This is a genomic window from Psychromonas arctica DSM 14288 (genome assembly GCF_000482725.1).
Lineage (GTDB): Bacteria > Pseudomonadota > Gammaproteobacteria > Enterobacterales > Psychromonadaceae > Psychromonas > Psychromonas arctica.
Genome location: NZ_KI519482.1, coordinates 38,355 through 65,049, shown reverse-complemented (window position 1 = coordinate 65,049; position 26,695 = coordinate 38,355). Strand labels below are relative to the sequence as shown.

At 38.7% G+C, this 26,695-nt stretch carries 25 protein-coding genes; 10 read left to right on the top strand and 15 right to left on the bottom strand.

Annotated features, from left to right (window positions below):
• Nucleotides 1-177 precede the first annotated feature (177 nt).
• Both hda and H592_RS0117900 read right to left on the bottom strand, forming a co-directional pair.
• Nucleotides 178-906 carry a DnaA inactivator Hda gene (hda, locus tag H592_RS0117905; RefSeq protein ID WP_028869986.1) on the bottom strand — a complete coding sequence of 243 codons (729 nt, stop codon included), beginning with the start codon at nt 904-906 and terminating at the stop codon, nt 178-180.
• A gap of 8 nt (nt 907-914) precedes the next feature.
• Entirely contained in the window at nt 915-1,964 is a 1,050-nt protein-coding gene (locus H592_RS0117900) for a DUF2066 domain-containing protein (RefSeq protein ID WP_028869985.1), read from the bottom strand.
• A 275-nt stretch (nt 1,965-2,239) separates the two neighbouring features.
• On the opposite strand from H592_RS0117900, the gene purM reads away from it, so the two are divergent.
• Together purM and purN are read left to right on the top strand one after the other, a co-directional pair.
• Nucleotides 2,240-3,280: a phosphoribosylformylglycinamidine cyclo-ligase gene (gene purM, locus H592_RS0117895; RefSeq protein ID WP_028869984.1), complete on the top strand. Its 1,041-nt coding sequence runs from the start codon at nt 2,240-2,242 to the stop codon at nt 3,278-3,280.
• Nucleotides 3,281-3,284: 4 nt separating this feature from the next.
• Nucleotides 3,285-3,938, top strand: a complete 654-nt coding sequence (gene purN / locus H592_RS0117890) for a phosphoribosylglycinamide formyltransferase (protein WP_028869983.1) — start codon at nt 3,285-3,287, stop codon at nt 3,936-3,938.
• A 90-nt stretch (nt 3,939-4,028) separates the two neighbouring features.
• Here the strand turns inward: purN and oppF are convergent, their stop codons facing one another.
• The 7 genes from oppF to H592_RS0117855 form a co-directional block, all read right to left on the bottom strand.
• Nucleotides 4,029-5,027, bottom strand: coding sequence for a murein tripeptide/oligopeptide ABC transporter ATP binding protein OppF (oppF, locus tag H592_RS0117885; protein ID WP_051369249.1), 999 nt, complete (start codon nt 5,025-5,027; stop codon nt 4,029-4,031).
• Nucleotides 5,024-5,995: an ABC transporter ATP-binding protein gene (gene oppD, locus H592_RS0117880; protein WP_028869981.1), complete on the bottom strand. Its 972-nt coding sequence runs from the start codon at nt 5,993-5,995 to the stop codon at nt 5,024-5,026. Before oppD ends, oppF begins: the two co-directional genes overlap by 4 nt.
• Nucleotides 5,996-6,081: 86 nt before the next feature.
• Nucleotides 6,082-6,984 carry an oligopeptide ABC transporter permease OppC gene (oppC, locus tag H592_RS0117875; RefSeq protein WP_028869980.1) on the bottom strand — a complete coding sequence of 301 codons (903 nt, stop codon included), beginning with the start codon at nt 6,982-6,984 and terminating at the stop codon, nt 6,082-6,084.
• A gap of 14 nt (nt 6,985-6,998) precedes the next feature.
• Nucleotides 6,999-7,919 (bottom strand): oligopeptide ABC transporter permease OppB, encoded by a 921-nt coding sequence (gene oppB / locus H592_RS0117870; RefSeq protein WP_028869979.1) that lies wholly within the window; start codon nt 7,917-7,919, stop codon nt 6,999-7,001.
• 99 nt (nt 7,920-8,018) lie between these two features.
• Nucleotides 8,019-9,653, bottom strand: coding sequence for an ABC transporter substrate-binding protein (locus tag H592_RS0117865; RefSeq protein ID WP_028869978.1), 1,635 nt, complete (start codon nt 9,651-9,653; stop codon nt 8,019-8,021).
• Between the two features lie 529 nt (nt 9,654-10,182).
• Entirely contained in the window at nt 10,183-10,863 is a 681-nt protein-coding gene (locus H592_RS0117860; protein ID WP_028869977.1) for an LrgB family protein, read from the bottom strand.
• Nucleotides 10,863-11,339: a CidA/LrgA family protein gene (locus H592_RS0117855; protein WP_084296326.1), complete on the bottom strand. Its 477-nt coding sequence runs from the start codon at nt 11,337-11,339 to the stop codon at nt 10,863-10,865. The genes H592_RS0117860 and H592_RS0117855 overlap by 1 nt, the downstream gene beginning before the upstream one ends.
• A gap of 86 nt (nt 11,340-11,425) precedes the next feature.
• On the opposite strand from H592_RS0117855, the gene murQ reads away from it, so the two are divergent.
• Nucleotides 11,426-12,319 (top strand): N-acetylmuramic acid 6-phosphate etherase, encoded by an 894-nt coding sequence (gene murQ / locus H592_RS0117850; protein WP_028869975.1) that lies wholly within the window; start codon nt 11,426-11,428, stop codon nt 12,317-12,319.
• Nucleotides 12,320-12,713: 394 nt separating this feature from the next.
• On the opposite strand, the gene galU is transcribed toward murQ, so the two are convergent.
• The 4 genes from galU to rnm form a co-directional block, all read right to left on the bottom strand.
• Nucleotides 12,714-13,541: a UTP--glucose-1-phosphate uridylyltransferase GalU gene (gene galU, locus H592_RS22740; protein WP_037072129.1), complete on the bottom strand. Its 828-nt coding sequence runs from the start codon at nt 13,539-13,541 to the stop codon at nt 12,714-12,716.
• A 98-nt stretch (nt 13,542-13,639) separates the two neighbouring features.
• Nucleotides 13,640-14,512 (bottom strand): 23S rRNA pseudouridine(2605) synthase RluB, encoded by an 873-nt coding sequence (rluB, locus tag H592_RS0117840; RefSeq protein WP_028869974.1) that lies wholly within the window; start codon nt 14,510-14,512, stop codon nt 13,640-13,642.
• A gap of 230 nt (nt 14,513-14,742) precedes the next feature.
• Nucleotides 14,743-15,363, bottom strand: a complete 621-nt coding sequence (locus H592_RS0117835) for an L-threonylcarbamoyladenylate synthase (protein ID WP_028869973.1) — start codon at nt 15,361-15,363, stop codon at nt 14,743-14,745.
• 67 nt (nt 15,364-15,430) lie between these two features.
• Nucleotides 15,431-16,279, bottom strand: coding sequence for an RNase RNM (rnm, locus tag H592_RS0117830; protein ID WP_028869972.1), 849 nt, complete (start codon nt 16,277-16,279; stop codon nt 15,431-15,433).
• 336 nt (nt 16,280-16,615) lie between these two features.
• On the opposite strand from rnm, the gene H592_RS0117825 reads away from it, so the two are divergent.
• From H592_RS0117825 to H592_RS0117795, 7 genes are read left to right on the top strand one after another with little or no spacing between them, the layout of a single operon-like run.
• Complete coding sequence (locus H592_RS0117825; RefSeq protein WP_028869971.1) at nt 16,616-18,232, top strand: anthranilate synthase component 1; 1,617 nt, start codon at nt 16,616-16,618, stop codon at nt 18,230-18,232.
• A gap of 4 nt (nt 18,233-18,236) precedes the next feature.
• Nucleotides 18,237-18,860 carry an anthranilate synthase component II gene (locus tag H592_RS0117820; protein WP_051369248.1) on the top strand — a complete coding sequence of 208 codons (624 nt, stop codon included), beginning with the start codon at nt 18,237-18,239 and terminating at the stop codon, nt 18,858-18,860.
• Nucleotides 18,861-19,883, top strand: a complete 1,023-nt coding sequence (trpD, locus tag H592_RS0117815) for an anthranilate phosphoribosyltransferase (protein ID WP_028869969.1) — start codon at nt 18,861-18,863, stop codon at nt 19,881-19,883. It abuts the gene before it with no gap.
• Nucleotides 19,876-21,297 (top strand): bifunctional indole-3-glycerol-phosphate synthase TrpC/phosphoribosylanthranilate isomerase TrpF, encoded by a 1,422-nt coding sequence (gene trpCF, locus H592_RS0117810; RefSeq protein ID WP_037072127.1) that lies wholly within the window; start codon nt 19,876-19,878, stop codon nt 21,295-21,297. Before trpD ends, trpCF begins: the two co-directional genes overlap by 8 nt.
• A gap of 20 nt (nt 21,298-21,317) precedes the next feature.
• Entirely contained in the window at nt 21,318-22,505 is a 1,188-nt protein-coding gene (gene trpB, locus H592_RS0117805) for a tryptophan synthase subunit beta (protein WP_028869967.1), read from the top strand.
• 14 nt (nt 22,506-22,519) lie between these two features.
• Complete coding sequence (gene trpA, locus H592_RS0117800) at nt 22,520-23,329, top strand: tryptophan synthase subunit alpha (protein WP_028869966.1); 810 nt, start codon at nt 22,520-22,522, stop codon at nt 23,327-23,329.
• Nucleotides 23,330-23,368: 39 nt separating this feature from the next.
• Nucleotides 23,369-23,938: a septation protein A gene (locus tag H592_RS0117795; protein WP_028869965.1), complete on the top strand. Its 570-nt coding sequence runs from the start codon at nt 23,369-23,371 to the stop codon at nt 23,936-23,938.
• A gap of 272 nt (nt 23,939-24,210) precedes the next feature.
• Here H592_RS0117795 and H592_RS0117790 read toward each other — a convergent pair whose 3' ends face one another.
• Entirely contained in the window at nt 24,211-24,873 is a 663-nt protein-coding gene (locus H592_RS0117790; RefSeq protein ID WP_028869964.1) for a hypothetical protein, read from the bottom strand.
• Nucleotides 24,874-24,897: 24 nt separating this feature from the next.
• Nucleotides 24,898-26,679: a substrate-binding domain-containing protein gene (locus tag H592_RS0117785; RefSeq protein ID WP_051369247.1), complete on the bottom strand. Its 1,782-nt coding sequence runs from the start codon at nt 26,677-26,679 to the stop codon at nt 24,898-24,900.
• Nucleotides 26,680-26,695: the final 16 nt, after the last annotated feature.

The window sequence follows — 26,695 nt, the reverse complement described above, 5'->3', positions numbered from 1 at the left end:
TGCAATATAATATGAGAAATTCATACCAGAGAAATCAATCAGTGAAAATGACTTCGAGTTATGAACTGAATTCAGACAGTTATAATCCTTTCTATACTAAGTTTCATTAATTTATATCAAAATAAACTCATCTATATGAGTGAGCTTACAAAAAAACAATCATTTTTAAGCATTCACTTATAAGCGCAACACTTCTTTGACAAAAGGGATAGTCAATTTTCGTTTTGCTTCTAGGGAAGCATTGTCCAACTGATCTAAAGTATTCAGTAACATACACATTTCACGAGAAAGTCGGTTCAACAAAAAGCGTCCAACATCAATCGGCAAACGCATGCCTTTTAACTGCGCTCGTAATTGTAAAGCACCTAACTTTTCCTCATCATTAAGTGACTGTAAATGATGACAAGCCCCCCATTCTAAGCGAGAAACTAAGTCTACCAATTCAATGCCAATTTGTTTCGGTAAATCACTGGCAGCAATCACTAAATTAGCACCGGGAGTGCGGTTATCTTTATTATCTAACCAGCGATTATAAAAATCGAATAAAGCTTTTTCCCATTCTTTATTACCCGCAATTGCATCCACATTATCAATACAAACTAAGGTGATATTTTCCATATTCTCAAAAATATCTAAGGTCATACTGCGATGATGATGTAATGGAATATAAGCGACACTATCACCTCTTTCATCAACCTCGGAACATAATGCATGCAACAAATGGGAGCGCCCACTACCGGACTCTCCCCACATATAGAGTATCGGCTCACCAATACCTACCACATTATTCTTAAGGAGCGTCAATAGCTCAGCATTTTGTCCTGGATAAAAGCTTGCAAAGGTTTCATCATCAGGAAACTTTAACGCTAATAAAGGATATTGAAATCTTAATTCATCTTGAGGCATTAAGTACTCTACGGTTGCCAATTATAGTGAAATGGAGAAACAGTCGAACCATTACTCTCTAACTGTGAATGTGCATTTAAGGCATTTTGTAAACTACTTAAGCCACCTTTTAATGTCACTGATATTTGTACTTGCTGTTCACTAATATTAATAACTTCAAAAGTATCCACTGCATTTAATTCTTCAAGCAATGCGTTTAAACGCATTAAATGCGCTAATGAATGAATATTATTAATACTTAAAACCTGTGTTGCTTTCTGGCCTTCATTTTCTAAAATAGCAAATCGTTGCGCGTAATAATCTGCAATTTGATTGAGCATCGCCTGCATAACAACGGCCTTATCACCACTATTAGTTTGCTTAATCACGACTTGATTATTCTTATTTTTAGCAAGATGCTGCACTAACTCCCAACTTAATTGCCATTGTTGATTGTTTGCTTTGTTCAAATTAGCAACTACAAAATACTCGGCACCATAACGTTGAGAAGCATCCGCCACGGTTTGATAAAAACGGCCACTGATATCTGAGGCTGAGATAACTAATGCATCATCTAAATCGATTAATGGAAATTGTGTATCAATTCCACGTTCTAATTGGGCCTGTTGCAGTCCGCTAGCTACTGCTTCATCTTGCTGACTGTTTATCATGTCTTCAGAAGTTAAACGTTTATTTTCATCTACTAACCAAATTAATGGTTTAGGGCGAGTATCCCCCCAGATAGGTTGTTGCATTGCTATCAACGCACTATTAATTTTTCGCTTATCAAACAGGGCATAGTAGAAACGTTTATTATTTAGCTCTTGATAACCAAATTGGGCTAGTAAAGCATCTAACTGCTTAGTCAGTAATTTACTATCATCTAACTTATTAATGTTTACATTACCTGACACTTTTATTAATACTTGCTTAAGTGCTAGTTCACTTAATTGTGTTTCCGTTGCATCTTGTGCTGGGACGACACCTTGGTATGGGCTTATTTCAGGTAACGCCATACTAGGCATTGAGAACAGCATACTTATTATTGCGCAGAAACGTACCAAGACATTCATTTTCATCTACTTATACAACCATTTCATTTATTACTATGTAACGGATCATAAGCAGATCTTCTACTAATGCAAGTATCCGGTAGTAAATATGTAAAAAGGAAGAAATATTAAACAATATTTCCTTAATTTAGGGGCACTTCCGCCTAACTTTCATCAAAACAGACAATTCTTTTCAGAAATAATTCGACCCGTGTCATATAGATGTTAAAATGCCGACAATTTTTTACCTTAACTTTCTAAAGCGATTATCGCTTTTAACTTCTATTTTGTGGGGAATACAAGTGAGCAACCAAAAAAACTCTTTAAGCTATAAAGACGCTGGTGTCGATATTGACGCAGGCACAGCATTAGTTGAACGTATTAAAGGTGTAGCAAAACGCACTAAACGTCCTGAAGTAATGGGCGGACTAGGTGGTTTTGGCGCTTTATGTCATCTACCAACGGGTTATAAAGAGCCATTATTAGTTGCAGGTACTGATGGTGTGGGCACTAAATTGCGCTTAGCAATTGATCTTAAAAAACATGACACTGTCGGTATTGACCTTGTTGCAATGTGTGTAAATGACTTAATCGTTCAAGGTGCTGAGCCACTATTTTTCTTAGACTACTATGCAACAGGCAAGTTAGATGTTGATGTAGCAGCGGACGTTGTAACAGGTATCGGCGAAGGTTGTTTACAATCTAACTGTTCATTAATCGGTGGTGAAACTGCTGAAATGCCTGGTATGTATGAAGGTGATGACTACGATATCGCTGGTTTCTGTGTTGGTGTGGTTGAAAAGTCAGAAGTGATTGACGGAACTAAAGTTGCTGCTGGTGATGCACTTATTGCTGTAGCATCAAGTGGTCCTCACTCAAATGGTTATTCATTAGTACGTAAAATTTTAGAAGTATCAAAAGCGGATACCAGTGCACCATTTGGCGACTCAACTTTAGGCGATACGTTATTAACACCCACTAAAATTTACGTGAAATCAACCTTAGAGTTGATCAAGAACTGCCCTGTTCATGCTATCTCGCATATTACAGGTGGTGGTTTTTGGGAAAATATCCCACGCGTGTTACCAGCTGGTAGTAAAGCTGTTGTTGACGGTAAAAGTTGGGAATGGCCTGCTATCTTCAACTGGTTACAAGAAAATGGCAACGTTGAGACAGAAGAGATGTACCGCACGTTCAACTGTGGTGTTGGCCTAATGATTGTTGTTCCTGACGCAGAAAAAGAGAAAGCAGTTGAGATCTTAAATGCACAGGGTGAAAACGCTTGGGTATTGGGTCATATCGAAGATGCAGCTGAAGGTGAATCTCAAGTAGAGATTAAATAATACAATGGCGACTAAAAAGATAGTGGTACTTATTTCAGGTAGCGGCAGTAACTTGCAAGCTCTCATGGATAAGTTACATAAACAGCAAATAAACGATCAACAAGTCGAAATTGTTGCTGTGATCAGCAATAAAGCAGATGCTTATGGTTTAGAGCGAGCTCGAGAAGCGAACATTCCAGCTATCTTAGTTGCTAGTAAAGGTGTCGCATCGCGAGAGCAATACGACGCACTACTAGCAGCTGAATTAGAACAATTACAACCTGATCTTATTTTGCTTGCTGGATTTATGCGTATTTTAACGTCTGATTTTGTTATTCAATATCAGGGCAAGATGCTCAATATTCATCCTTCTTTGTTGCCAAAATATCCAGGTGTCAATACACATCAACGTGCTATTGATGCAGGAGATGAAGCTCATGGCGCAACGGTACACTTTGTGACTCCAGAGTTAGACAGTGGCCCTACTGTATTACAGGCAAAAGTACCTATTTTTGCTGAAGATACTGCACAGGACCTAGCAGATCGCGTATTGACCCAAGAGCATCAAATATATGCACTTGCTGCTTCTTGGTTTGTTGGTGATCGTTTAAAAATGCAAGATCAATTTGCTTATTTAGATGGTAAACAACTACAGCAATTTGGTTACGCTGCTGATTAAGTAAATAGATAGTTAATCACTTTAATAGTGGCAATCGTTAATACCCCTGCCATCTATAAAAAAACCGAAGCTTGCTTCGGTTTTTTATTATTAGACATGAATACAAGCAACGGAATGAATTGCGGAGCCTTTAAGTAAAGGCTTCTCGAGACTGCATGCCGCTGTTGCAATCGGACATCGCGTTCGAAATACACATCCTGAAGGCGGTGATATAGGCGACGGTAAATCCCCTTCTAACATTTGGATCACCTTAGTGCGTTCTATTTTAGGATCTGGAATGGGCACAGCAGACATCAATGCTTTAGTATAAGGATGCTGAGGATTTTTAAATATAGCAGAAGATTCAGCCAACTCTACTTCATTACCAAGATACATCACCAATACTCGGTCGGAAATATGTTTTACCACTGAGAGATCATGTGCAATAAACACTAAGCTCAAGCTTAACTCTTGTTGTAACTCTTTTAATAAATTCACTACTTGTGCTTGAATGGAAACATCCAATGCTGAGACGGGCTCATCACAAATAATCATTTTAGGTTTGAGTATAAGTGCCCGTGCTATACCAATTCGTTGACATTGACCGCCAGAAAATTCATGTGGATAGCGATTTACCAAATTCGGCAGAAGTCCTACCTTATCCATCATCTCTTTAACTTGTAATTTTACCTCTTGCTTACTTAGCTTGGGATAAAAGGTTTGCAATGGTTCAGCAATAATATCACCAATATTCATACGCGGATTAAGTGATGCTAATGGATCTTGGAAAATCATTTGAATGTCTTTGCGTGTTTCACGGCGCTGGACTGCTTGCATTTTAGTTAAATCTTGACCTAACCACATCACCTCCCCTTCGGTCACCTCGACTAAACCAATAATGGCACGAGCAAATGTTGACTTTCCACAACCGGACTCACCTACAACGCCGAGGGTTTCACCTTCAAATAAACGCACATTAATACCATCAACGGCTTTTAATTTATCGGGATTAGCCCAAGGCCATAAGGATTTAGATGCAATATCGAAATGCACTTTTAGGTTATTAACGTCCAGTAACAGTTTTTTTTCCATTTTTATTTGCTCGCTCATTTCGCCCAACTCTCCCAATCAGAAAAGCAAGCACGTTGTCGATCGCCTGCAAATGTCATTAATGGCGGTGCTTTCTGCATGCACTCTTGAGTCACGCGGTGGCAACGCTCTTGATACGGGCACCCCACAGGTAAACGTAATAAATTAGGTGGATTGCCTGGAATAGTGGGTAACACCCCATCCTCTGCGTCTAAACGCGGGATTGCTTTCAACAATCCTTCTGTATAAGGATGGCTTGGTCGATAAAAAATATCATCAACAGCACCATATTCCATGGTGCGGCCCGCGTACATCACCAAAACTTTATCGCAACTACCAGCCACAACGCCAAGGTCATGTGTGATCATAATGATAGCGGTATTGAACTCTTTTTTTAGCTCATTGAGTAAATCCATTATTTGCGCCTGTACCGTTACATCCAGCGCAGTCGTGGGCTCATCGGCAATTAATAATTTGGGACGACATAATAATGCCATTGCAATCATGACGCGCTGCCGCATTCCACCTGAAAACTCATGAGGATACATATTAATACGTGCTCTCGCTTCGGGGATTTTAACCGCTTCTAACATACGTACTGATTCTTCAAAGGCATCACTTTTACTCATGCCTTTATGCAGAATCAATACCTCCATCAGTTGCTCACTGACTCTCATATAAGGATTAAGTGAAGTCATTGGATCTTGGAAAATCATCGCAATTTGCTCTGCTCTGATTTTATTTAATGCCACTTCAGGTAAATTAAGAATCTCCTTACCTTCAAACTGTGCACTGCCTTTAATTAGCCCGTTTTTCGCCAGTAGTCCCATAATTGCAAATACTGTTTGCGACTTGCCCGAACCTGATTCGCCCACAATACCTAAGGTTTCACCAGGTTCAAGTGAGAAGTTTAAATCGTTTACCGCAGTGACCATGCCATCTTGAGTGCTAAACTCAACACGTAAGTCTTTGACATCTAATAAACTCATTTTTATGTCCACTAATAGTTATTTGTAGAGTGAACCGATAACATTTACTACTATCCGTCCATGTACCTATTTGTTATTACTTAACGCTATCTGTCTTTAGGGTCTAAAGCATCACGTAAACCATCACCCACATAATTAAAGCAAAATAAGGTTACGATCATAAAACAGGCTGGGAAAATCAACTGCCAAATTGCAACTTCCATCGTTTGTGACCCCTCTTGCAACAAAGCGCCCCAACTGGTCATCGGTTCTTGCACGCCAAGACCTAGAAAAGATAAAAACGATTCCGTTAAGATCATGCTAGGAATTAATAATGTTGAGTACACCGCCACAATCCCTAATACATTAGGCACAATATGACGGGTGATAATTTTCCAATTACTAACCCCACTAACATGCGCCGCTTCAATGAACTCTTTACTGCGCAAACTTAATGTTTGTCCACGTACAATGCGCGCCATATCCAACCAAGCAATCGCACCAATAGCGACAAATATTAAGACAATATTTCGGCCAAAAAAAGTGACCAACACAATCACTAAAAACATAAATGGTACGGCATATAAAATCTCTAGTATGCGCATCATAATGCGGTCCGTTCTGCCACCGATATAACCCGATGTAGCACCGTAAAGCGTCCCAATCAAAACCGCAACTAAGGCACCTAACACTCCCACCATTAGCGATATACGACCACCGATTAAGGTGCGGACATAAAGGTCTCGCCCTAAACTATCGGTACCAAAAAGGTGCAGGGCAGATGGAGCTTGATGTAAGGCATACCAATCGGTGTCGTCGTAAGTAAACTCCGCAAACATAGGTAAAAAGATAACGGCTAACACCATTATTGTTAATATTACTAAACTGATCATGGCCGCTTTGTTGCGCATAAAGCGAATTTGCGCATCTTTCCATAAACTACGCCCTTCAATCTCTAAGTTTTCTGAGAATTTTTCGATCGCGTCTAGATTTTCTTTTTTTGTTAACATCATCTATTCCCCAATCAATAGCGAATTTTAGGATCAATCGCCGCGAGTAAAATATCAACAACGGTATTGAATATAATGAATAAAAAGCCAATTAAAATGGTCACGCCCATCACTAACGAGTAATCACGATTAAACGCGGCATTAACAAATAATTTACCAATACCCGGTAAACCAAAGATGGTTTCTATCACCACTGACCCGGTAATAATGCCAACAAAAGCAGGTCCCATATAAGAAACTACAGGTAACATAGCAGGTTTTAATGCATGTTTAAGTACGATATAGGTGTAACTCAAACCTTTGGCTCTAGCGGTGCGAATGAAGTTACTATTTAAGGTTTCTATCATACTGCCGCGTGTTATCCGAGCAAATGTGGCCACGTAAAGTAAGGACATACCGATCACCGGTAAAAACATATATTGAAAAGAACCATCTAACCAACCACCCGCCGGAAACCAACCAAGATAGATAGAAAAAACATAAATTAGCGCAGGTGCGAGTACAAATGAGGGCATCACAACACCGATCATGGCCGTTGACATGATCGTATAATCTATCCAGGTATTTTGCTTCAACGCTGCTATCGTCCCAACTCCGACCCCCATAATTAATGTAAAAACAAAAGCAGCCGCACCAACTTTTGCTGAAACAGGTAGCGCACTGGCTACTAATTCGTTGACAGTAAAGTCTTTATATTTAAAAGAAGGACCGAAATCACCTTGCAACACATTGGTTAAGTAGGTCGTATATTGCTCAAATACAGATTTATCTAATCCATATTTAGCATTAATGTTTTCCATCACTTCAGGAGGTAATGGGCGTTCCGTAGAAAAAGGGTTACCCGGTGCAAAGCGCATTAAGAAAAAAGAGATAGTGATCAACACCAACAGTGTAGGGATCGCTTCTAAAATTCTTTTAGCGATGAATTTAAACATAAACGCACTCTTTTCTGTGTATTAAATGACGGTTAATAAATACATCAGACGATATGCTGTACTGTGATATCGACTGATGTGTATTAGCAATTAATGAATTTACTGTTTGATATAAAGGTCTTTCGAAAAGATCTTATCTTCAGCGTTATTAGTAGGGAAACCACCAACATGAGGGTTAACTAAACGTGCTTTTACATATTGATAAATAGGTGCAATCGGCATATCTTTGGCTAAAACAACTTCCGCCTCAGCATATAAAGCATTACGTTCTTGGTCATTTGTAGATAATAGCGCTTTGTTCATGATTTGATCGTACTCCGCACTATTGTATTTAGGATCATTTGAGCTGTTATTACTCTGCATTAAAGAAAGAAATGATGATGCTTCATTGTAATCACCACACCACCCAGCGCGAGTCACATCAAAATCACCTTGGCGGCGAGTATCAAGGTACGTTTTCCATTCTTGATTTTCTAACTGCACATCTACACCCAATGATTTTTTCCACATTGATTGAATCGCAGCAGCAATTTTTTTATGGTTTTCAGATGTGTTGTATAGCAGTGTGAATTTAAGTGGGTTTTGTTTGTTAAATCCCGCTTCTGATAACAGATCTTTTGCTTCTTGAACACGTTGCTTTTGAGTAAGTTTTCCATAAGCAGGCATTTGCGGATGAAATCCAGCAACAATTTCAGGCGTTAAGAAATAAGCTGGTTTTTGCCCCTGCCCAAGTAAAAATTTGGTGATCACATTACGATCAATCGCATAGGAAAGCGCTTTACGAACACGCACATCATTAAAAGGAGCTTTAGCATTATTAAAACCATAATAGTAAGAACACAAATTACCAGGAATCGATACTGATTCCGCATGATCTTTTGCAAGACGTTTATAATGTTCATTAGGTAACTCATAGGTGATATCAATCTCACCAGATAGAAAGCGATTCATTTCAGCTACTTGGTTTTCGATCGGTAAAAATGTCACTTTAGTTAACACCGTATGCGCATTATCCCAATAGTAGTTATTTGGTACTAATTCAATACGTTCATTAACAACCCAATTGGCAACAGTGAATGCCCCATTACCAACAAAGTTTTCCGGCTTAGTCCATTTATCCCCAAATTTTTCAATGCTTGCTTTATGTACGGGCTTAACCGTAGTATGCCCCATCATTTTAACAAAATAAGGCACCGCTGTAGTTAACGTCACTTGCAAGGTATAAGGGTCAATCGCTTTTATACCGAGTGTTTCTTTATCTGCTGTCCCTTCGATAATTTCTTTGGCATTGACCATATTGGTCATTTCTAAATACCATGCATAAGGTGAAGCGGTAACAGGATCAACGACACGTTTAAAGCTATATACAAAATCTTCAGCAGTCACAGGGTCACCATTTGACCATTTAGCATCTTTGCGTAAATGAAACGTAAATAATTTGTTATCGGTCGTTTCCCATGACGTGGCGACACCAGGAATAGTATTTCCCTCTGAATCTTGATTGACAAGCCCTTCTAACAGATCGCGAATAACATGTGACTCAGGCACACCTTCAGTTTTATGTGGATCCAATGAAGCCACTTCGGCGCCATTGCCACGTACTAGTTCCTGTACTTTAGCCAACTGAGTACCGGCAGGTACATCCGCAGCAAAAGTTGAAAAAGAAGTACTTGCCAACGTTAAGCCAACACTTAATAAAACAGCTTGGGTAATTTTATTTTTAAGCCTTTCCATGTCATTCAACTCCTAATTATTGATAGATAAAGGACTTATTAGGTATTAAATATTGCTTATTTAAACCACTAATACGTGGCTAATTCCTATTGAACACCTAAAAGTAAGACAAATAAGCTACCATAACGCAGTTTATTTTCTAGGAAATAGAATCATTAACGTAACATTTTATCGATTAGGTCAATTTTTAATGGATTTTGTAGAAAAGGAAGACAAGTAGAAATAAATAAGAGTGAGATAAAATAGCTAGAATTTAACTGCTAAACGCCTCTTTTATCAAGTCGCTATATAACATCAGAGCGATCTCGACATAAGCTCAACTCGGTATAAGCAAAGGAATGCAAGATTCGTGAATATCAATCCTATTAAATAGCTAAGCCATTTTACTACTTAAATACATCACTTCTGCGTTTGATATTGTACAAAGGAAACAGCTATTTGCTGCAATTTCCACCTTAAATCGGTTCATTTTCCCAGCCCAATATTTGAACACATACTTAATGAAGTTGCTGAAGTTAGTATAATAAAATTATTCAATTAACCAATGATATAAAACCGGCATGATCAAGGCAGAAAGGATCGCACAAACAATCAATGCAATGGAAGAAAATGCACCGACTTCCTCACCTTCCTCTAAGGCTTTAGAAGTACCAATAGCATGCGATGCACAACCGATTGCAACACCAATCGCCTGTGGATGTTTAATTTTGCACAGCTTTAAGAATGGAAGGCCTATACTGGCTCCAATAATGCCCGCAAAGATCACCATCGCAGCAGTCAAAGAAACAATACCGTTAAGATGCTCACTAATTTCCATAGCAATAGGCGTGGTAACCGATTGTCCGGCAAAAGAAGCAGCGGTAACTAAATCAGCACCCAATAGCGGCATAATATAAAATGCACAGAAAAACGCAACAAAAACAGCCAATAAACAACTGATCAAAATAAACTTAAGGCGAGCTTTGATCAGTTTAAGCTGCAAATATAATGGCACTGCAAGCGCAACAATAGCAGGCTCTAATAATGCTGTGATAATAGAGGTCCCCTGCTTATATTCCGCAAAAGGAATCTCAAATATCAATAACGTGGCAATCAGAGAAAATATGGTGACAAGCACAGGGTTTAATAACGCAGTTGGTTTTAGTTGATACAACTTTTTAAAAGCTAAGAAAAAAAACAATGTCAGCGGAGCTGCAATATAAATAAACATTATTTCCCCTCCTTGACTAACCATTGATAACAATGACCAACCATCAACAATGTAAGTAATGTTGTGAAAAACAATGAAAAAACAATTACCAACCAATGTGTTGCAATTAATTCAAAATAGTTGACCAAGCCAACGCCGATCGGAATAAATAATAAAGCCAAATATTTAAGCACCAGATTACCAGTAAACTCTATCCAACTTAATTTAACTAAGCCTAAAGACAACGCTAAAAATAATAGCAACATACCCAGGATAGAGGCCGGAAAAGTAATTTGAAAGTAAGTAGTGATCGCTTTTGCTAAACTTAGAAAAAGTAAAATGATAAAACAACCTAACAGCAAGGTTAATAGGTTAAATAATAATTCAACATTTTTATTTTTTTTACTAGGCACATTATTTTCAGAGCTATCTATTTGCTCTGTTTGAGCTGTATTTATTTTATGTTGCGTTAAAGGTGTCTTCGAGGGCTTGGTCATGATATCAATTCAACTCATTTCAGTGAGCTGTTATTATAACAACTTACGCACCTAATGTGACAATCAATTATAGTGAAATCCCTATTATGAGTTTATCTTTACAACACTTTACTACCGAAAGTCGTAATCAAGCCAGTGCTAATATCGATACCTTATCGAGCTTAGAGATGCTCACCATTATTAACAAAGAGGATCAAAAAGTCGCACTTGCAGTGGCCGATATTTTACCAGCTATTGCACAAGCAGTAGATACAATTCAATCAGCTTTTGCTGCAGGAGGTCGTTTACTTTATTGCGGGGCAGGTACTTCTGGCCGCTTAGGTATTTTAGATGCTAGTGAATGCCCACCAACTTTTGGTAGCCCCGCTGAACAAGTGGTAGGTTTAATCGCAGGAGGTAAACCCGCTATTTTAAAAGCGGTTGAAAATGCAGAGGATAATATTCTGGCAGGACAACAAGATTTACAGACCATCAATTTACAAGATAACGATATTGTTGTTGGTATTGCAGCAAGCGGGCGCACCCCCTATGTACTCGGTGCAATGCAATATGCTAAACAACAAGGTTGTAAGGTGATCAGTTTATGTTGTAACGAAGGCAGTAAAATGGCTGAAATTGCTGATATTGCTTTAGATGTTATTGTTGGACCAGAGGTAGTCACTGGCTCTTCAAGAATGAAGGCTGGTACAGCACAAAAAATGGTGCTTAATATGCTCACCACAGGAGCCATGATTAAAAGTGGTAAAGTATTTGGTAATTTAATGGTGGATGTACAAGCAACCAATGCCAAACTGATTGAGCGTCAAAAAAAGATAATAATGGAAGCGACAGACTGTAGCAGAGAGATCGCCGAAATGGCGCTAACCGAATCAGGCCATCACTGTAAAACAGCAATAGTGATGATCTTAACTGACAGTAATGTAGAACAAGCAACAGCGAGTCTTCAACAACATCAAGGCTTTATACGTCAATGTATTTAGTAGAATGTTCATCACACTTAATAAAGTAGACGTTGAGAAAAATAAGCCGCGCCCAAGCAATAGAAGCAAAAAATGATGCCGGTTTTGACTTAACCTTCTGCCCCCTTCGTGTCTTCGTGGTTAATTGCTTTTTGCCTTTGATTTTAAAAACATAAAGCAACCACGAAGCCGCTGCAGAAAGGGCACCAAGAAAAGAACAAGCTGAAAATATTAAAAAACGAGGGGCTTAAAACTTGTAGACTAAAATTAATGATGCCGGTTTTGACCTAACCTTCTCCACTCTTCGTGCCTTCGTGGTTAATTGCTTTCTATTTTTATTTTTAAAAAGCAAAAAAATGCCGTTCAGGTTGATGAACGGCATTATGCATAATGACTAAATAAGTTAATTTAACGTTTATTCTTTGTATATGTTTTCATATACGAAATTTGTTGCTTCTATATAGCCGGGTACACTACCACAGTCAAAACGTTTACCTTTGAATTTATAAGCTAATACACAACCAGACTTAGCTTGTGCTAATAAAGCATCGGTGATTTGAATTTCACCGCCTTTACCAGGTTTAGTATTTTTCAATATTTCAAAGATATCTGGCGTTAAAATATAACGTCCGATAATCGCAAGGTTACTTGGTGCAGTGCCTGGCGCTGGTTTTTCAACCATGTCATCAACACGATAAATATCGTCTCTAATCACCGAACCTTTGATCACACCATATTTATGGATTTGATCTTCAGGCACTTCTTCAACCGCAACGATTGAACAACGGAACTGTTCATATAAAGCTGCCATTTGCTTTAATACACCATCACCTTCTTGGTTGATGCATAAGTCATCAGCTAATACGACGGCAAACGGTTGATCACCGATCAGCTCTTGCCCCACTAAAATGGCATGACCTAAGCCTTTCATTTGGCGCTGGCGAATAAAAGAAAAAGTCGCGGTATCCATAATTTTACGAATATCTTTTAACTTTTCTTCTTTTGGTGTACCACTAATTTCTTTCTCTAATTCATAATTATGATCAAAATGGTCTGAGATAGAGTGTTTACCGCGGCCAACCACAATCCCCATGCCCGTCATACCCGCTTCAATTGCTTCATCAACCCCAAATTCAATTAAAGGTTTATTAACCAGTGGCATCATCTCTTTTGGCATTGACTTAGTAGCAGGTAAAAAACGTGTGCCATATCCTGCTGCTGGAAATAAACATTTTTTAATCATAATCCCTCACTTAATGAATACATTTACTTGACCTAAATCTACTTTATCATCATTTTATAGATAAAACACGCACCATAATAGTGTTATATATTAATGAATTAGCTTCTTGTACGCGTCACTCGACGGCGTTCACCGGCTTTACGGTGCTGATTATGTTTCTTCACGGCACGACGAATTCTTGCTTGTGGATTAGTGACTTTATTGGTGTCAACACGAACTTTCGTTTCTGTTTCACGTGGTAGATTTACTAATTTACGTAAGTAGTTCACTTCTTTCAGAGAAAGCTCCTGCCAACCACCCTGTGGTAATTGATTGTTTAGGATAATATTACCGTAACGAACACGCATTAAACGACTAACTTGCAAACCTTGACTTTCCCATAAACGACGCACTTCGCGTGTACGACCTTCGGTTAATACAACGTGGAACCAACGGTTAATACCTTCACCGCCATGTTCTTTAATATCTAAGAATTTTGCTTCACCGTCTTCAAGTTGAACCCCAGTACGTAAGCGGTTTAAAATCGCTTCCGTTACATCACCAAATACACGTACTGCATATTCACGTTCAATTTGTTGGCTCGGGTGCATCATTTTATTAGCAAATTCACCATCTGTGGTAAACAGTAATAAACCTGATGTATTAATATCCAAACGTCCGATAGAAATCCAACGAGCGCCTTTCAACTGTGGTAGGCGATCAAAAACAGTTTTACGGCCTTCTTCATCGCTACGCGTACACACTTCACCTTCGGGTTTGTTATACGCTAGAATACGACAAACAACACTTTCCGCCGCTTGGTATTTAACAACATGTCCGTCTACACGGATCACTTGCTCTTGTGTAACACGTTCGCCTAGCTCAACAATTTTTCCATCAAGGCTAACGCGGCCTTCTGCAATAACCGTTTCCATTTTACGACGAGAACCTAATCCTGCGCGGGCTAATACTTTTTGTAATTTTTCACTCATGTTCTTTTCCTTTGGGTAATTCACATTATGCCAATAAATAATGTTAGCTATTTACACTTCTATTAAGCTTCAATCGCTAACCATTAATATCTTCATTAAAAGCCAACAGCAACACACTGCAAGCGGGTTTTCTTTACATTCTTAATGTAAAAACATTAATACTTATTATTCATATTAACGTATTCACAACTTGCTTCTTTAATCAAACAAAAGAGCCGAAATAAACAGATTTAAATAAACGGCGTTAAATCTCCAGCGCCTTCTCTGACAATAGTAACGTCATCATCGGACAAATCAATCACAGTAGTGGGTGATTCACCTAAGTAACCGCCATTAATAATCAAATCAACCTGTTGTTCTAAATGATCGCGAATATCTTCCGGGTCAAATTCAGTACTGGTTTTACCGGGTAGAATCAGACTGGTTGTCATCAATGGAGTACTCAACTCCTCCAGTAACGCTAGTGCGATAGCATTATCTGGAATGCGAATACCAATAGTACGCTTGCTTGGATTCATTAAACGTTTAGGCAAATCCTTGGTAGATTTAAAAATAAACGTGTAAGGACCCGGTGTATTACTTTTAAGCATACGATAAGCCGCATTATCTACACGTGCATAAATGGCAATCTCAGCTAAATCTTTACACACTAAGGTAAAGTTATGCTTTTTATCTATTTTTCTAATATGACAAATACGCTCTAGGGCGCGTTTATTATCAATGCTACAACCTAACGCATAACCAGAGTCGGTAGGATAAATAACCACCCCACCTTGCTCTATTATTTCAGCAGCCTGTTTCATCAATCGTTTTTGGGGATTTTCAGGATGTACATAAAAAAACTGACTCATAAGTCTCTACTACTCTTGTATCTCAATATTGTTCATATTACGCTAAAAATGGCACAAAAAATGCCTTTTATTCAACACTCTGACAAGCCGTCCAATTATGCCAAATTGGCTGACAAATTTCAGGTAAAAATAAACTTTTTCCTAAATCACGCCAACGTCCAACAAAGTGAAAGTCACTGCCTTGAGAAGCTAATAAATCGTACTCTTTGCTCCACAATCCTAATTGCAATCGCATTTGTGGTGATTGCTGGCCGATAGCCACTTCCATTGCATCACCTCCAGCCGCTTTAAATGTAATCAATAATTTTCTTAACCATTTATTCGATAGGCTATAAGCATCAGGATGGGCAAGTATTGCTTGTCCCCCTGATGCTTGAATTATCTCAATTGCATGCGCTAAATCAACCCAATCATGGGGGACATAACCGGTATTACCGCGGCTTAAATATTTATCGAATACTTTAGGAAAAGTTGGTGCTACGCCAATCTCAACTAAATAACGAGCAAAATGTGCGCGAGTGATAGCACCATCACCGGCTAAGGCTTTTGCTCCTTCATACACATTTTCTATATTAGCTTTCGCTAAACGACGGCCCATTTCCATGGCACGCTGTTCGCGCTTTTCTTTTTGTATTTCAATTAATTTAAATAATTCAGGATGTTCAGGGTCAATATTGACACCCACAACATGTATTTCATGATTCAACCAATTAGTTGTCACTTCAATACCATTGATCAATTGCAACTTTAAATTATTATCTTTAATGTATTGGCTTGCTTCAACCAAGCCATCTACTGTATCGTGATCAGTAATGGCTAAAAAGTGAACTTGCCTATTTTCAGCACGCTGTACTAATTCACTAGGGGTGAGCTGTCCATCTGAAGCTTTCGTATGAGAGTGAAGATCAATTAACATGAATATCCTAAAAACACCTTGACATTAAAAGCAGAATGCAAAAAAATAGCTTCTAATTATTACGGGACGCATAATATATGATTTTTTCTACAATTACTCTTAAAGATTCTTGGTGGCACTCATTCTCATAAGCGAGCAATGAGGTTTTTGTATATTTAATTTTCCCAGCAAAACCAATTCTAAAGCTCGCATATTGCGGGCTTTTTTCATATTTGGAACCAACAAAAGTAAAACAGGTAAATTCAATGACAATTTTAAACACAGTCCTTAATTGGCGATGGCAAATTAAATAACAACTATTTCAATATTTGCTCACTCATTATTAAGGATTTAAACATGAATACTCAACACCCAATCGGCGTATTAAAAACCATTGAAGCACCCTGTAGTTACATTCAAGATTCATTAGGATTATTTCAACAAATCAGCGCTAATAGCGATAACCATTTATTGTTCGACTCTGCTGAAATAGAAAGTAAAGCGCATTTGAAAAGTCTGATACTGGTTGATGCCTGTTTGAAGATTACCTGCCAAGGTTTAGTCGTGACACTTGACACACTAACTGATAATGGCAAAGATTTACTGACTTTCATCACTCCTAAATTCTCAACACAATTGATCAGCGCACAAAGTCCTAGCCAATTACAACTCACTTTTCCACAATCAGATACCAGCGGTGATGAAGATCAACGTTTAAAATCAGCCTCGCCAATGGATGCCATTCGCTGCTTAATTGACCGCATCAAAAAACAGTCTTCACATTCTGAGGCGTTATTTTTAGGTGGGGTTTTTGCTTATGATTTTATTGCAACGTTTGAACAATTGTTGGAAGTTGAAGACAGCGAAAACACGACCCCTGACTATGTATTCTATGTCGCCGAAACATTAATGATCCACGATCATCAAAGCAAACAGGGTGAAATTTTAGGCAGTATTTTTGGTGGCTTATATTCAGACGAAAGTAAGTTGCGAATAAACAAACGTATTGCTCAATTACAAGGATTTTGCGATAACTTTATTGCGCCAATCAATCAACAAATAACCATTGATGCAAAAGTGAGCGTCGATGTTTCCGATGCCCAATATTGCGCAATTGTTGAACAATTAAAAACCAACATTGTTAAAGGCGATATTTTTCAGGTAGTGCCTTCTCGTAGCTTTTCACTACCTTGTCCAGATCCTATTTCAGCGTATCAAAAACTAAAAGAAACGAATCCAAGCCCGTATATGTTTTATTTAAAAGACAGCGACTTTATTCTATTCGGTGCTTCACCAGAGAGTGCAATTAAGTTCACTCAAAGCTCTCAAGATGTCGAAATCTATCCTATTGCTGGTACACGCCGACGCGGATTTAACCCCGACGGTAGTATCAATAAAGACCTAGATGGCCGCTTAGAATTAGAGCTTCGCTTAGATAAAAAAGAAACTTCTGAGCATTTAATGTTGGTCGACTTAGCGCGTAATGATGTTGCACGTATCAGTGAACCTGGGACACGCCATGTAGCGGAACTCTTACAGGTCGATCGTTACAGCCATGTGATGCATTTAGTGTCACGTGTTATTGGAAAATTGCGAAAAGATTTAGATGCTTTACATGCTTACCAAGCTTGCATGAATATGGGTACCCTAGTAGGTGCACCAAAAATTAGTGCCTCTAATCTGGTGCGAAAAGTAGAGAAAAAACGTCGTGGAAGTTATGGCGGAGCAGTCGGTTATATTAATGGTAACGGTGATATGGATAGTTGTATCGTGATCCGTTCTGCCTTTGTAAAAGATGGTATTGCACAAGCACAAGCAGGTGCAGGTGTTGTTTACGATTCAGTGCCGCAATTAGAGGCCGATGAAACACGCAGTAAAGCAGCCGCAGTATTAAATGCGATAGCGCTCGCACACGGAACAACACTCGCAGCGGTAACCTCCGCAGCAAACGATGCCAACGAGCAAGGAGAATAAGGCCATGACTATTCAAAGCAATCAAAATGCAACCAAAGCAACCTTATTTTTTCTTGATAACTTTGACTCCTTTACTTATAACCTAGTGGATCAGTTCAAGGCAGCGGGTTATCCGGTTAAAATTTATCGCAATAACCAAAGTGCGGAGAACATTAAAGCGCATATTGATGCCTGCGTAGGTGAAGTGGTCCTAGTCTTATCACCAGGTCCTGGCACGCCAAGTGCAGCGGGTTGTATGATAGATTTAATCACATTATGTAAAGGTCAAGTGCCTATTTTAGGTATATGTTTAGGCCATCAAGCATTAATAGAGCAGTATGGTGGTGTCGTTGGACAAGCGGATGAAATACAACATGGTAAGTCGTCTCTCATTCAGCACTGTGGAGATAAAATGTTTCAAGGTTTATCTCAACCCTTATCCGTTGCTCGTTACCATTCACTAGTGGGTACAACCGTGCCTGATAATTTGCAAACTGTGGCAAAATATAATGGTATGTGTATGTCTATTTATCACCAACAAGATAAGATGATCGGTTTTCAATTTCACCCAGAATCTATTTTAACCTGCGAAGGTGCACAGCTTTTAGAAAACAGTCTTAACTTACTGACTGAATCGGAGAAAAATTAAATGAGCCAATATGATGTACACCCGATTTTAGAACAACTTTATTTAGGGCAGTCACTGAGCGAACAACAAAGCCAAACCTTTTTTGAGCAAGTTGTATCAGGGCAGGTTGACCCAATCGTATTATCGTCAGTGATCACCGCATTAAAAATTAAAGGTGAAACACCCACTGAAATTACCGGCGCAGCGAAAGCGTTATTAGCACAGGCTAAAGTATTTCCTCGTCCTGATTACCCTTTTACCGATATCGTTGGTACCGGTGGTGATGGTTTAGGTACCATCAACATCTCGACTGCCAGTGCTTTTGTTGCAGCCGCTTGCGGAGTGAAAGTATGTAAGCATGGCAGTCGTAGCGTTTCTAGCAAATCAGGCTCATCGGACCTATTGGCTGCGTTTGGTATTAACCTCGAAATGCCACCACAAACGGCGCGCCAATGCTTGGATGATTTAAATGTTTGCTTTATTTTTGCACCTAGTTACCACGCAGGCATGCGTTTTGCGGGACCGGTTAGAGCAACTTTAAAAACACGCTCGATATTTAATGTGTTAGGTCCCTTAGTTAACCCGGCTCGCCCTGACTTTGAATTAATGGGTGTTTATGCGCCAGAGCTATTATTACCGATTGCGAAAGTCCATCAACAATTGGGCATGAAACGCGTAATGGTTGTGTATGGCAGTGGCTTAGATGAAGTTGCCTTACATGGCAGTACACAGGTTGCCGAGTTACATAATGGTGAAATAAAAGAATACACATTAACGCCACAGGATTTTGGTGTTGAACCTTATCCTATTGAAAGTATTTTTGGTGGCACACCCGAAGAGAATAAAGTCATTATTGAACAAATATTACAAGGTAAAGGCACTGAGGCACAGCAAGTCGCTGTAGCGATTAATGTCTCAGCCCTGTTAGTCTTAAATGGCAAAGCAGATAATTTTAAACAAGGAACGCAAATAGCATTAGCTAGCATGCAATCAGGTTTACCTCTTACATTACTCAAACAACTTGCGGAGCAAAGCAATGCTTAACGACCAAAGTTTACAAGATACTATTTTAGGCAAAATTGTTGATGACAAAATAATCTCAGTTGCAGCACGTAAAGTGAAACAGCCTTTAATTACCTTTAAAGATGATTTGGTGGAAAGTGACCGTCACTTTTACCAAGCATTAGATCAAGAGCACAGTGTATTTATTCTAGAATGTAAAAAGGCATCACCATCAAAGGGCCTGATCCGTGAAGATTTTGATTTAGAGTTAATTGCTAACGTTTATAAAAATTATGCATCTGCTATTTCAGTACTCACTGAGGAGAAGTACTTTCAAGGTGATTTAGAATATATCAATAAAGTACGTGAGCAAGTAACACAGCCTGTTATCTGTAAAGACTTCATTGTCGACCCATACCAAATCTACCTAGCTCGTTATTACCAAGCCGATGCTATTCTATTAATGCTCTCTGTATTAGATGATGATGCTTACCAAGCATACCGCGATACCGCACATAGCTTAAATATGGGAGTGTTAACCGAGGTTAGTAATGAACAAGAGTTGGTACGTGCAATCGCCTTAAATGCAAAAGTAATTGGCATTAATAATAGAGACTTACGTGATCTTACTATTGACTTAAATCGTACTAAAGAACTCGCAGTTAAAATTCCAAAAGACAGAATTATTATTTCTGAGTCAGGTATTTATAACCACCAGCAAGTAAAAGAATTAAGCAAATTCGCGAATGGTTTTTTAGTTGGCAGTTCAATCATGTCAAAAAACAATATTGATCGAGCGTGTAGAGAGCTGATTCTAGGTGAAAATAAAGTCTGTGGTTTAACACATGCCAGAGATGCTGCTGATGCACACAAAGCCGGTGCGGTTTATGGTGGTTTAATTTTTGTTGAGAAATCGCCGCGCTTCATCGCTCTTGAACAAGCACGTTTAGTGATGCTAGGTGCACCTTTAAAGTATGTGGGTGTATTCCAAGATGAAGAGATCGAACTAGTTGCTTACACCGCAAAAAGTTTAGGTTTGAGCGCAGTGCAATTACACGGTGATGAAACACCTAAATATGTTAAAGCACTATTGGCGGTATTACCAAAAAGCTGTGAAATATGGAAAGCACACGGCATTAGTGATAGCTTGCCTGCATTTGAAAAATACAATGTTAGTAAACACATCGTCGATACACGTGTTGGTAAGCAAAGTGGCGGCACAGGACAAGCTTTTGATTGGTCTCTGTTAACCCATGATGAAAGCGAACCGAACAAGATAGATAAAAGCAAGCTGATATTAGCCGGTGGGCTTAATCCAGACAATGCGCAACAAGCCGCTTTAATAGGTTGTGCAGGATTAGATTTTAATTCAGGTGTTGAATCTGAACCCGGTAAAAAAGACGCTGACAAATTAAATCGTAGCTTTGCTGCAATTCGTCGTTACATGCAACGATAAACGCTTTAGAAGGTAATAAAATGAAAACGTTAGACGCTTATTTTGGTGATTTTGGTGGTATGTACGTACCACAAATATTGGTTCCTGCATTAAAACAGCTTGAAACAGAGTTTTTAAAAGCACAGCAGGATGATGGATTTAAAGCAGAACTAGAAGAGTTATTGACTGAATATGCAGGACGCCCGACACCATTAACTTTATGCCGTAATTTAACCAAAGGTAAAAAAACTAAATTATACCTAAAACGTGAAGATTTATTACACGGTGGTGCACACAAAACGAATCAGGTATTAGGTCAAGCTTTACTGGCTAAACGTATGGGTAAAACTGAGATCATCGCAGAAACTGGCGCCGGACAACACGGTGTTGCAACGGCTTTAGCCTGTGCGCTACTAGGGCTTAAGTGTCGTGTTTATATGGGAGCGGTAGATTGTGAACGCCAAAAACCAAACATGTTCAGAATGCGCCTAATGGGTGCAGAAGTCATTCCAGTAACCTCCGGCTCAGCTACCTTAAAAGATGCCTGTAACGAAGCTTTACGAGACTGGGCTGGTAGTTACGAAAATTCACATTATTTATTAGGCACTGCAGCTGGACCACATCCATTCCCAACAATTGTACGTGAGTACCAAAAAGTGATTGGTGAAGAAGCAAAGCAACAATGTCTTCGTAAAGAAGGTATTCTACCAAATAAAGTGATAGCTTGTGTTGGTGGGGGATCAAATGCTATTGGTATTTTTTCAGACTTTATTGACGATAAAAACGTCGAGTTAATTGGTGTTGAACCTGGTGGTCATGGCATCGAGACCGGTGAACATGGTTGTCCGATCGCCTGTGGTACTAAGGGCATCTTCTTTGGTATGAAGTCGTTAATGATGCAGGATGATAACGGGCAAATTGAAGAGTCTTACTCAATTTCAGCTGGATTAGATTTTCCATCTGTAGGGCCACAACATGCACATTTGGCCAAAACAGGTCGAGCACAGTATGTGAATGCAACCGATGATGAAGCATTAATGGCGTTTAAAGCATTAGCTGAACAGGAAGGCATTATCCCCGCATTAGAATCTGCTCACGCGCTAGCACATGCATTAAAAATTATTGAACAGGATGATAAAGAGCAAATTATTATTGTTAACTTATCAGGCCGTGGTGATAAAGATATCTTTACCGTTGCTGATATTTTTGAAAAAAGAGGGATAATCTAATGACGCACGATTTAATGACGCAAAGATACGCACAATTATTTGATCGCCTAGCAGGTGCGAACCAAGGTGCATTTGTTCCCTTCGTCACTGTCGGTGATCCAAACCGTGAGCAATCATTAAGTATTATTAATACACTAATAGACGCTGGTGCAGATGCACTAGAATTAGGCATTCCATTTTCAGATCCCGTTGCTGATGGTATCGTCATTCAAGATGCTTCAATTCGAGCGTTAGAGGCAGGCACCACACCACAGGTTTGTTTTGAAATAATTAAAGAGATCCGTACTCAACATCCACAGATACCTATTGGATTATTACTGTATGTGAACTTAGTCTATTGTAACGGTATAGAGAATTTCTATCAGCGCTGTAAAGAAGCTGGTGTTGACTCAATATTAATTGCAGACGTGCCATTACATGAAAGTGCACCATACCGTGCAGCTGCAGAGAAATTTGGCTTACAGCAAATATTTATTGCGCCACCTAATGGTGATAAAACAACGTTGCAACAAGTAGCAGAGTATGGCCAAGGCTACACTTACCTATTAAGTCGTGCTGGTGTAACAGGGGCTGATGCAAAAGCGGGCATGCCCGTTGAACATATGCTTGAAACATTAGGCGAGTATGATGCACCACCATCGCTGTTAGGGTTTGGTATTTCACAACCTGAACAGGTCGCTAACGCGATTAAAGCAGGCGCGGCAGGTGCAATTTCTGGCTCAGCGGTAGTGAAAATAATCCAACGTAACCTTGATGATCCCGCTACAATGAAAACAGAAATGTTTGAATTTATTAGTGCAATGAAGGCCGCAACCTTCAAATAACGGACTATCATTATTTAATTTTTTAAAGAAGAGAGTGTCATGAAACAATTTTTTGAGTTTATTCCTTTAATTATCTTTTTTGCCGTGTATAAAATGGTCGACATTTATGCCGCAACGGGATCATTAATTGTAACAACAGGCTTATTGTTAGCTTACAATTACTTTAAGCACGGCAAAGCTGAAAAAATGCATATCATCACTTTCTTAATGGTGTTGGTGTTTGGCACATTAACGCTAATTTTGCATGATGATGTATTCATCAAATGGAAAGTCACCGTGGTATATGTGTTGTTTACCATTGCATTATTAGCTAGCCAATTTATCTTTAAAAAACCAATTCTTAAACAGATGCTAGGTAAAGAAATAACTTTGCCGGAAAAAGTATGGTCAACATTAAACATCGCTTGGGCAGTCTTTTTCTTAGCGCTAGGGTTAATTAATATCTATGTTGCATTTAGCCTAGAACAAGAAGTTTGGGTTAACTTTAAAGTGTTTGGATTGTTAGGAGCAACTTTAGTCTTTACCTTATTAAGTGGTTTGTATATTTATAAATACCTGCCTAGTGAAGATAAGAAGAAAAAAGTCGACGCTAAAAAAGAAGCGGAATAAAAACGTTTTTAACACTTTCGAGTGTCAACAAAAAGCCCGTTGTATAGCACTACACAACGGGCTTTTTCTTGGTAACAATTCCGATAAATAACAGCCCTTTGTTGAGAGTAAAAACACATCCTATCTGCCTTAGAAACATTGCAATGGGAGTAATACCAACTCCGCTAATTAATGGAACTGGTAATACCTATTTGACATTATTTTTGTCTTATTTTATTTACAACAGCCCAATATTTATTCTCAGAGCTAATGAAATTAATATGACTGAATCATCACATAGTCGTTTGCTCTGTGAATAACTGCTGCGCTTTTAATTGCCATAATGGCGACAATTCACAGTAGAATAATAAGTTATATTGATATTCAGGGTACACAAGCAGTCTTGTATCAATTTTTCCATTAGACTTTTTAAAGCTCTGTAAATCATAAAACAGCGCCTTATAATCAACTTCTGAATTAACACTCACCACCTTTACTAAATTTTGCAAAGACTGTAAATAAGTTAGTTGATGATAACCTTCATTATCTTCTTCGAAACTTGTCGAAAAATATGTAAGATCTTCTACTCCTGAAGATGGCTGTCGCTCAGGTAAGATTAAAGATTTTTTTGCACGTATTACATATTGTTGAAAGATAGTGGCTTCTGCCATTGGTAACGCACTAAAAAATAAAGCTAATCGCTCACTATTTAAAAAATAAGCTAATTGCGAGTGTTCATCTGACAAATAAAAACGTGTTAATGGTAAGCACTTATCTGCTAATAAATCCTCAATGGGCACATTTTGCTCCGCCATTAATTGCCGAGTTTTGGTAGAGACGACTTTTAAAAGATAAAGCGTGTCATCAATATTTTTATTAATGATGGCATTATCATGGCAACTTAAATCACTGAATAATGTCATCAAGTATTGTGATTTTTTTAATAAAATACTCATCGCATACCTATTATAAAAATGGGCTTAAAAAACCCACACCTCGACACGCCTATTTTTACTGCGACCGATTGCCGTTTTTGTTGAAGCAATAGGTAATTGTGAACCAAACCCTTCCACCGCAGTAATATTTAAACCGCGAGTTTGTAGCTCTCGCTCTACTATTTGGGCACGCTTTAGCGATAATAAAGATTGCTTGTCTTGTTCTTCTGATAGATCAGAGAACCCCATCAATACCACTCTAAGACCAGCATGTTGTCTTATGTATTCAACGACCCTCAGTAAATCATCTTTGCCTTTACTATCTAATTGATTACTGTCCTGTTGAAAGCGAAAATTCAAGGAAAGGCGTTGAGCTATCTCACCGTAATCATTATAAATTTGTGGGGCTTGCTTATTAGGGTAAATACCTTGTAATTGAATATTTTGAGAAACTAGGCCTACCTGCTCAACAATTTTTTGCCCCGCTGCCGAGGTCACAAAATGTGTAAAACGTTCAATAAATTCACTACTAGCAGCAGGTACATACAGGTACAAACGTCTACTTAAAGGATAATCCTCTGTACTCACCGTAAATTGTGTTGGGTAAATAGGAGGAGAAGTAATGGATGCCGCTATCGATAACGCCTTACTGTTATTAATATAGGGTAAGCCTATAAAACCAATACCAGCCTGATCCTGTGCAATTAAGTCGGACAGTTTACTACTAGACTGATAACGACTCGCATTCGGTGATAAGATGCTATCGCCTTCACTAAAAACTATACTTTTAAAACTATCCCAGGTGCCTGAGTTCAGATCTCGCGCATAAACATTAATGCTTAGGTCCTCGCCACCTAGTTGTTCCCAATTATTAATCTCACCTGAAAAAATGTCTGCTAGCTGTAATAAGGTGAGTGAATTCAGTGAGTTCTTCTTATTTACAATGATAGCAACGCCATCCAGACTGATGATCACTTCGCTACCAGCTAAACCAAGGTTGCCATACTGCGCCTTTAATAACGCCACTTCGTCGTCTTTAATTTTCCGAGATGAAATGGCCAAATCAGCAACCCCATTTGCTAAGTCTTTAAATGCAGTTGATGATCCGTGAGCTTGCAGTTCAATTTCATAGGCTTGGTTGTTATGAATATATTGTAATTGGCGATCTACCTCTGAATCCCCTTTTATCCAGCGCATTTCAGACACCCCCAATGTTTTTAAATATGCAGTTAATAGAGCAGGTGCAAGATGCTCCCCTATTGTATTTGAACCATGTAAGCGCATAGTAAGCTTTGCATTATCAACAGGTAATTGAATAGTTGGTGCTAAATGAACAGCAGGAGCGGCTTCAGCTAATAAGCTATCTAAAATATTTGGGGAAGAGTGTTGAGTTGAAACAGGCCCTGACAAAACAGTGACTTGCAATATATTTGTCTGCAATAAAACGATAAAGATAAATATGATACTCGCCAGCAGTAAAATAACAAAAGAAGATTTATTAAGCGTATGCTCTTTTATCGCAATAGCATGTTTAATACGCTGCTTATTACGTTCAACGGTTGCATCTTGCTTACTTACATTGCCACTTACCGGCTGAATATCGATATACACAGAAGTTTGCTGCAATGATTTCACTTGTGCGGTAACTTGTTCATGACCTAAGCTCAGTAACTCATCAAAAACGTTTAGCCTATACACAGTGTCATGTACTAATTTATCGATCGGCAACTGAATATCAAAGGCTCGACTCAATGTTGCCTTGAGTTTGATCAGTTTATTTTTGAAGTCCACATTCAATGTTAATGATGTTTTATTATTGGCTGACATTTACGCTTCCCCTCGC

Bases quoted from the DNA above. Each gene is read 5' to 3' on its own strand.
- hda (WP_028869986.1), bottom strand. From the start codon at position 906: ATGCCTCAAGATGAATTAAGATTTCAATATCCTTTATTAGCGTTAAAG.
- H592_RS0117900 (WP_028869985.1), bottom strand. From the start codon at position 1,964: ATGAAAATGAATGTCTTGGTACGTTTCTGCGCAATAATAAGTATGCTG.
- purN (WP_028869983.1), top strand. From the start codon at position 3,285: ATGGCGACTAAAAAGATAGTGGTACTTATTTCAGGTAGCGGCAGTAAC.
- oppF (WP_051369249.1), bottom strand. From the start codon at position 5,027: ATGAGCGAGCAAATAAAAATGGAAAAAAAACTGTTACTGGACGTTAAT.
- oppD (WP_028869981.1), bottom strand. From the start codon at position 5,995: ATGAGTTTATTAGATGTCAAAGACTTACGTGTTGAGTTTAGCACTCAA.
- oppC (WP_028869980.1), bottom strand. From the start codon at position 6,984: ATGTTAACAAAAAAAGAAAATCTAGACGCGATCGAAAAATTCTCAGAA.
- oppB (WP_028869979.1), bottom strand. From the start codon at position 7,919: ATGTTTAAATTCATCGCTAAAAGAATTTTAGAAGCGATCCCTACACTG.
- H592_RS0117865 (WP_028869978.1), bottom strand. From the start codon at position 9,653: ATGGAAAGGCTTAAAAATAAAATTACCCAAGCTGTTTTATTAAGTGTT.
- H592_RS0117860 (WP_028869977.1), bottom strand. From the start codon at position 10,863: ATGTTTATTTATATTGCAGCTCCGCTGACATTGTTTTTTTTCTTAGCT.
- H592_RS0117855 (WP_084296326.1), bottom strand. From the start codon at position 11,339: ATGACCAAGCCCTCGAAGACACCTTTAACGCAACATAAAATAAATACA.
- murQ (WP_028869975.1), top strand. From the start codon at position 11,426: ATGAGTTTATCTTTACAACACTTTACTACCGAAAGTCGTAATCAAGCC.
- galU (WP_037072129.1), bottom strand. From the start codon at position 13,541: ATGATTAAAAAATGTTTATTTCCAGCAGCAGGATATGGCACACGTTTT.
- rluB (WP_028869974.1), bottom strand. From the start codon at position 14,512: ATGAGTGAAAAATTACAAAAAGTATTAGCCCGCGCAGGATTAGGTTCT.
- H592_RS0117835 (WP_028869973.1), bottom strand. From the start codon at position 15,363: ATGAGTCAGTTTTTTTATGTACATCCTGAAAATCCCCAAAAACGATTG.
- rnm (WP_028869972.1), bottom strand. From the start codon at position 16,279: ATGTTAATTGATCTTCACTCTCATACGAAAGCTTCAGATGGACAGCTC.
- H592_RS0117825 (WP_028869971.1), top strand. From the start codon at position 16,616: ATGAATACTCAACACCCAATCGGCGTATTAAAAACCATTGAAGCACCC.
- H592_RS0117820 (WP_051369248.1), top strand. From the start codon at position 18,237: ATGACTATTCAAAGCAATCAAAATGCAACCAAAGCAACCTTATTTTTT.
- trpD (WP_028869969.1), top strand. From the start codon at position 18,861: ATGAGCCAATATGATGTACACCCGATTTTAGAACAACTTTATTTAGGG.
- trpCF (WP_037072127.1), top strand. From the start codon at position 19,876: ATGCTTAACGACCAAAGTTTACAAGATACTATTTTAGGCAAAATTGTT.
- trpB (WP_028869967.1), top strand. From the start codon at position 21,318: ATGAAAACGTTAGACGCTTATTTTGGTGATTTTGGTGGTATGTACGTA.
- trpA (WP_028869966.1), top strand. From the start codon at position 22,520: ATGACGCAAAGATACGCACAATTATTTGATCGCCTAGCAGGTGCGAAC.
- H592_RS0117795 (WP_028869965.1), top strand. From the start codon at position 23,369: ATGAAACAATTTTTTGAGTTTATTCCTTTAATTATCTTTTTTGCCGTG.
- H592_RS0117790 (WP_028869964.1), bottom strand. From the start codon at position 24,873: ATGAGTATTTTATTAAAAAAATCACAATACTTGATGACATTATTCAGT.
- H592_RS0117785 (WP_051369247.1), bottom strand. From the start codon at position 26,679: ATGTCAGCCAATAATAAAACATCATTAACATTGAATGTGGACTTCAAA.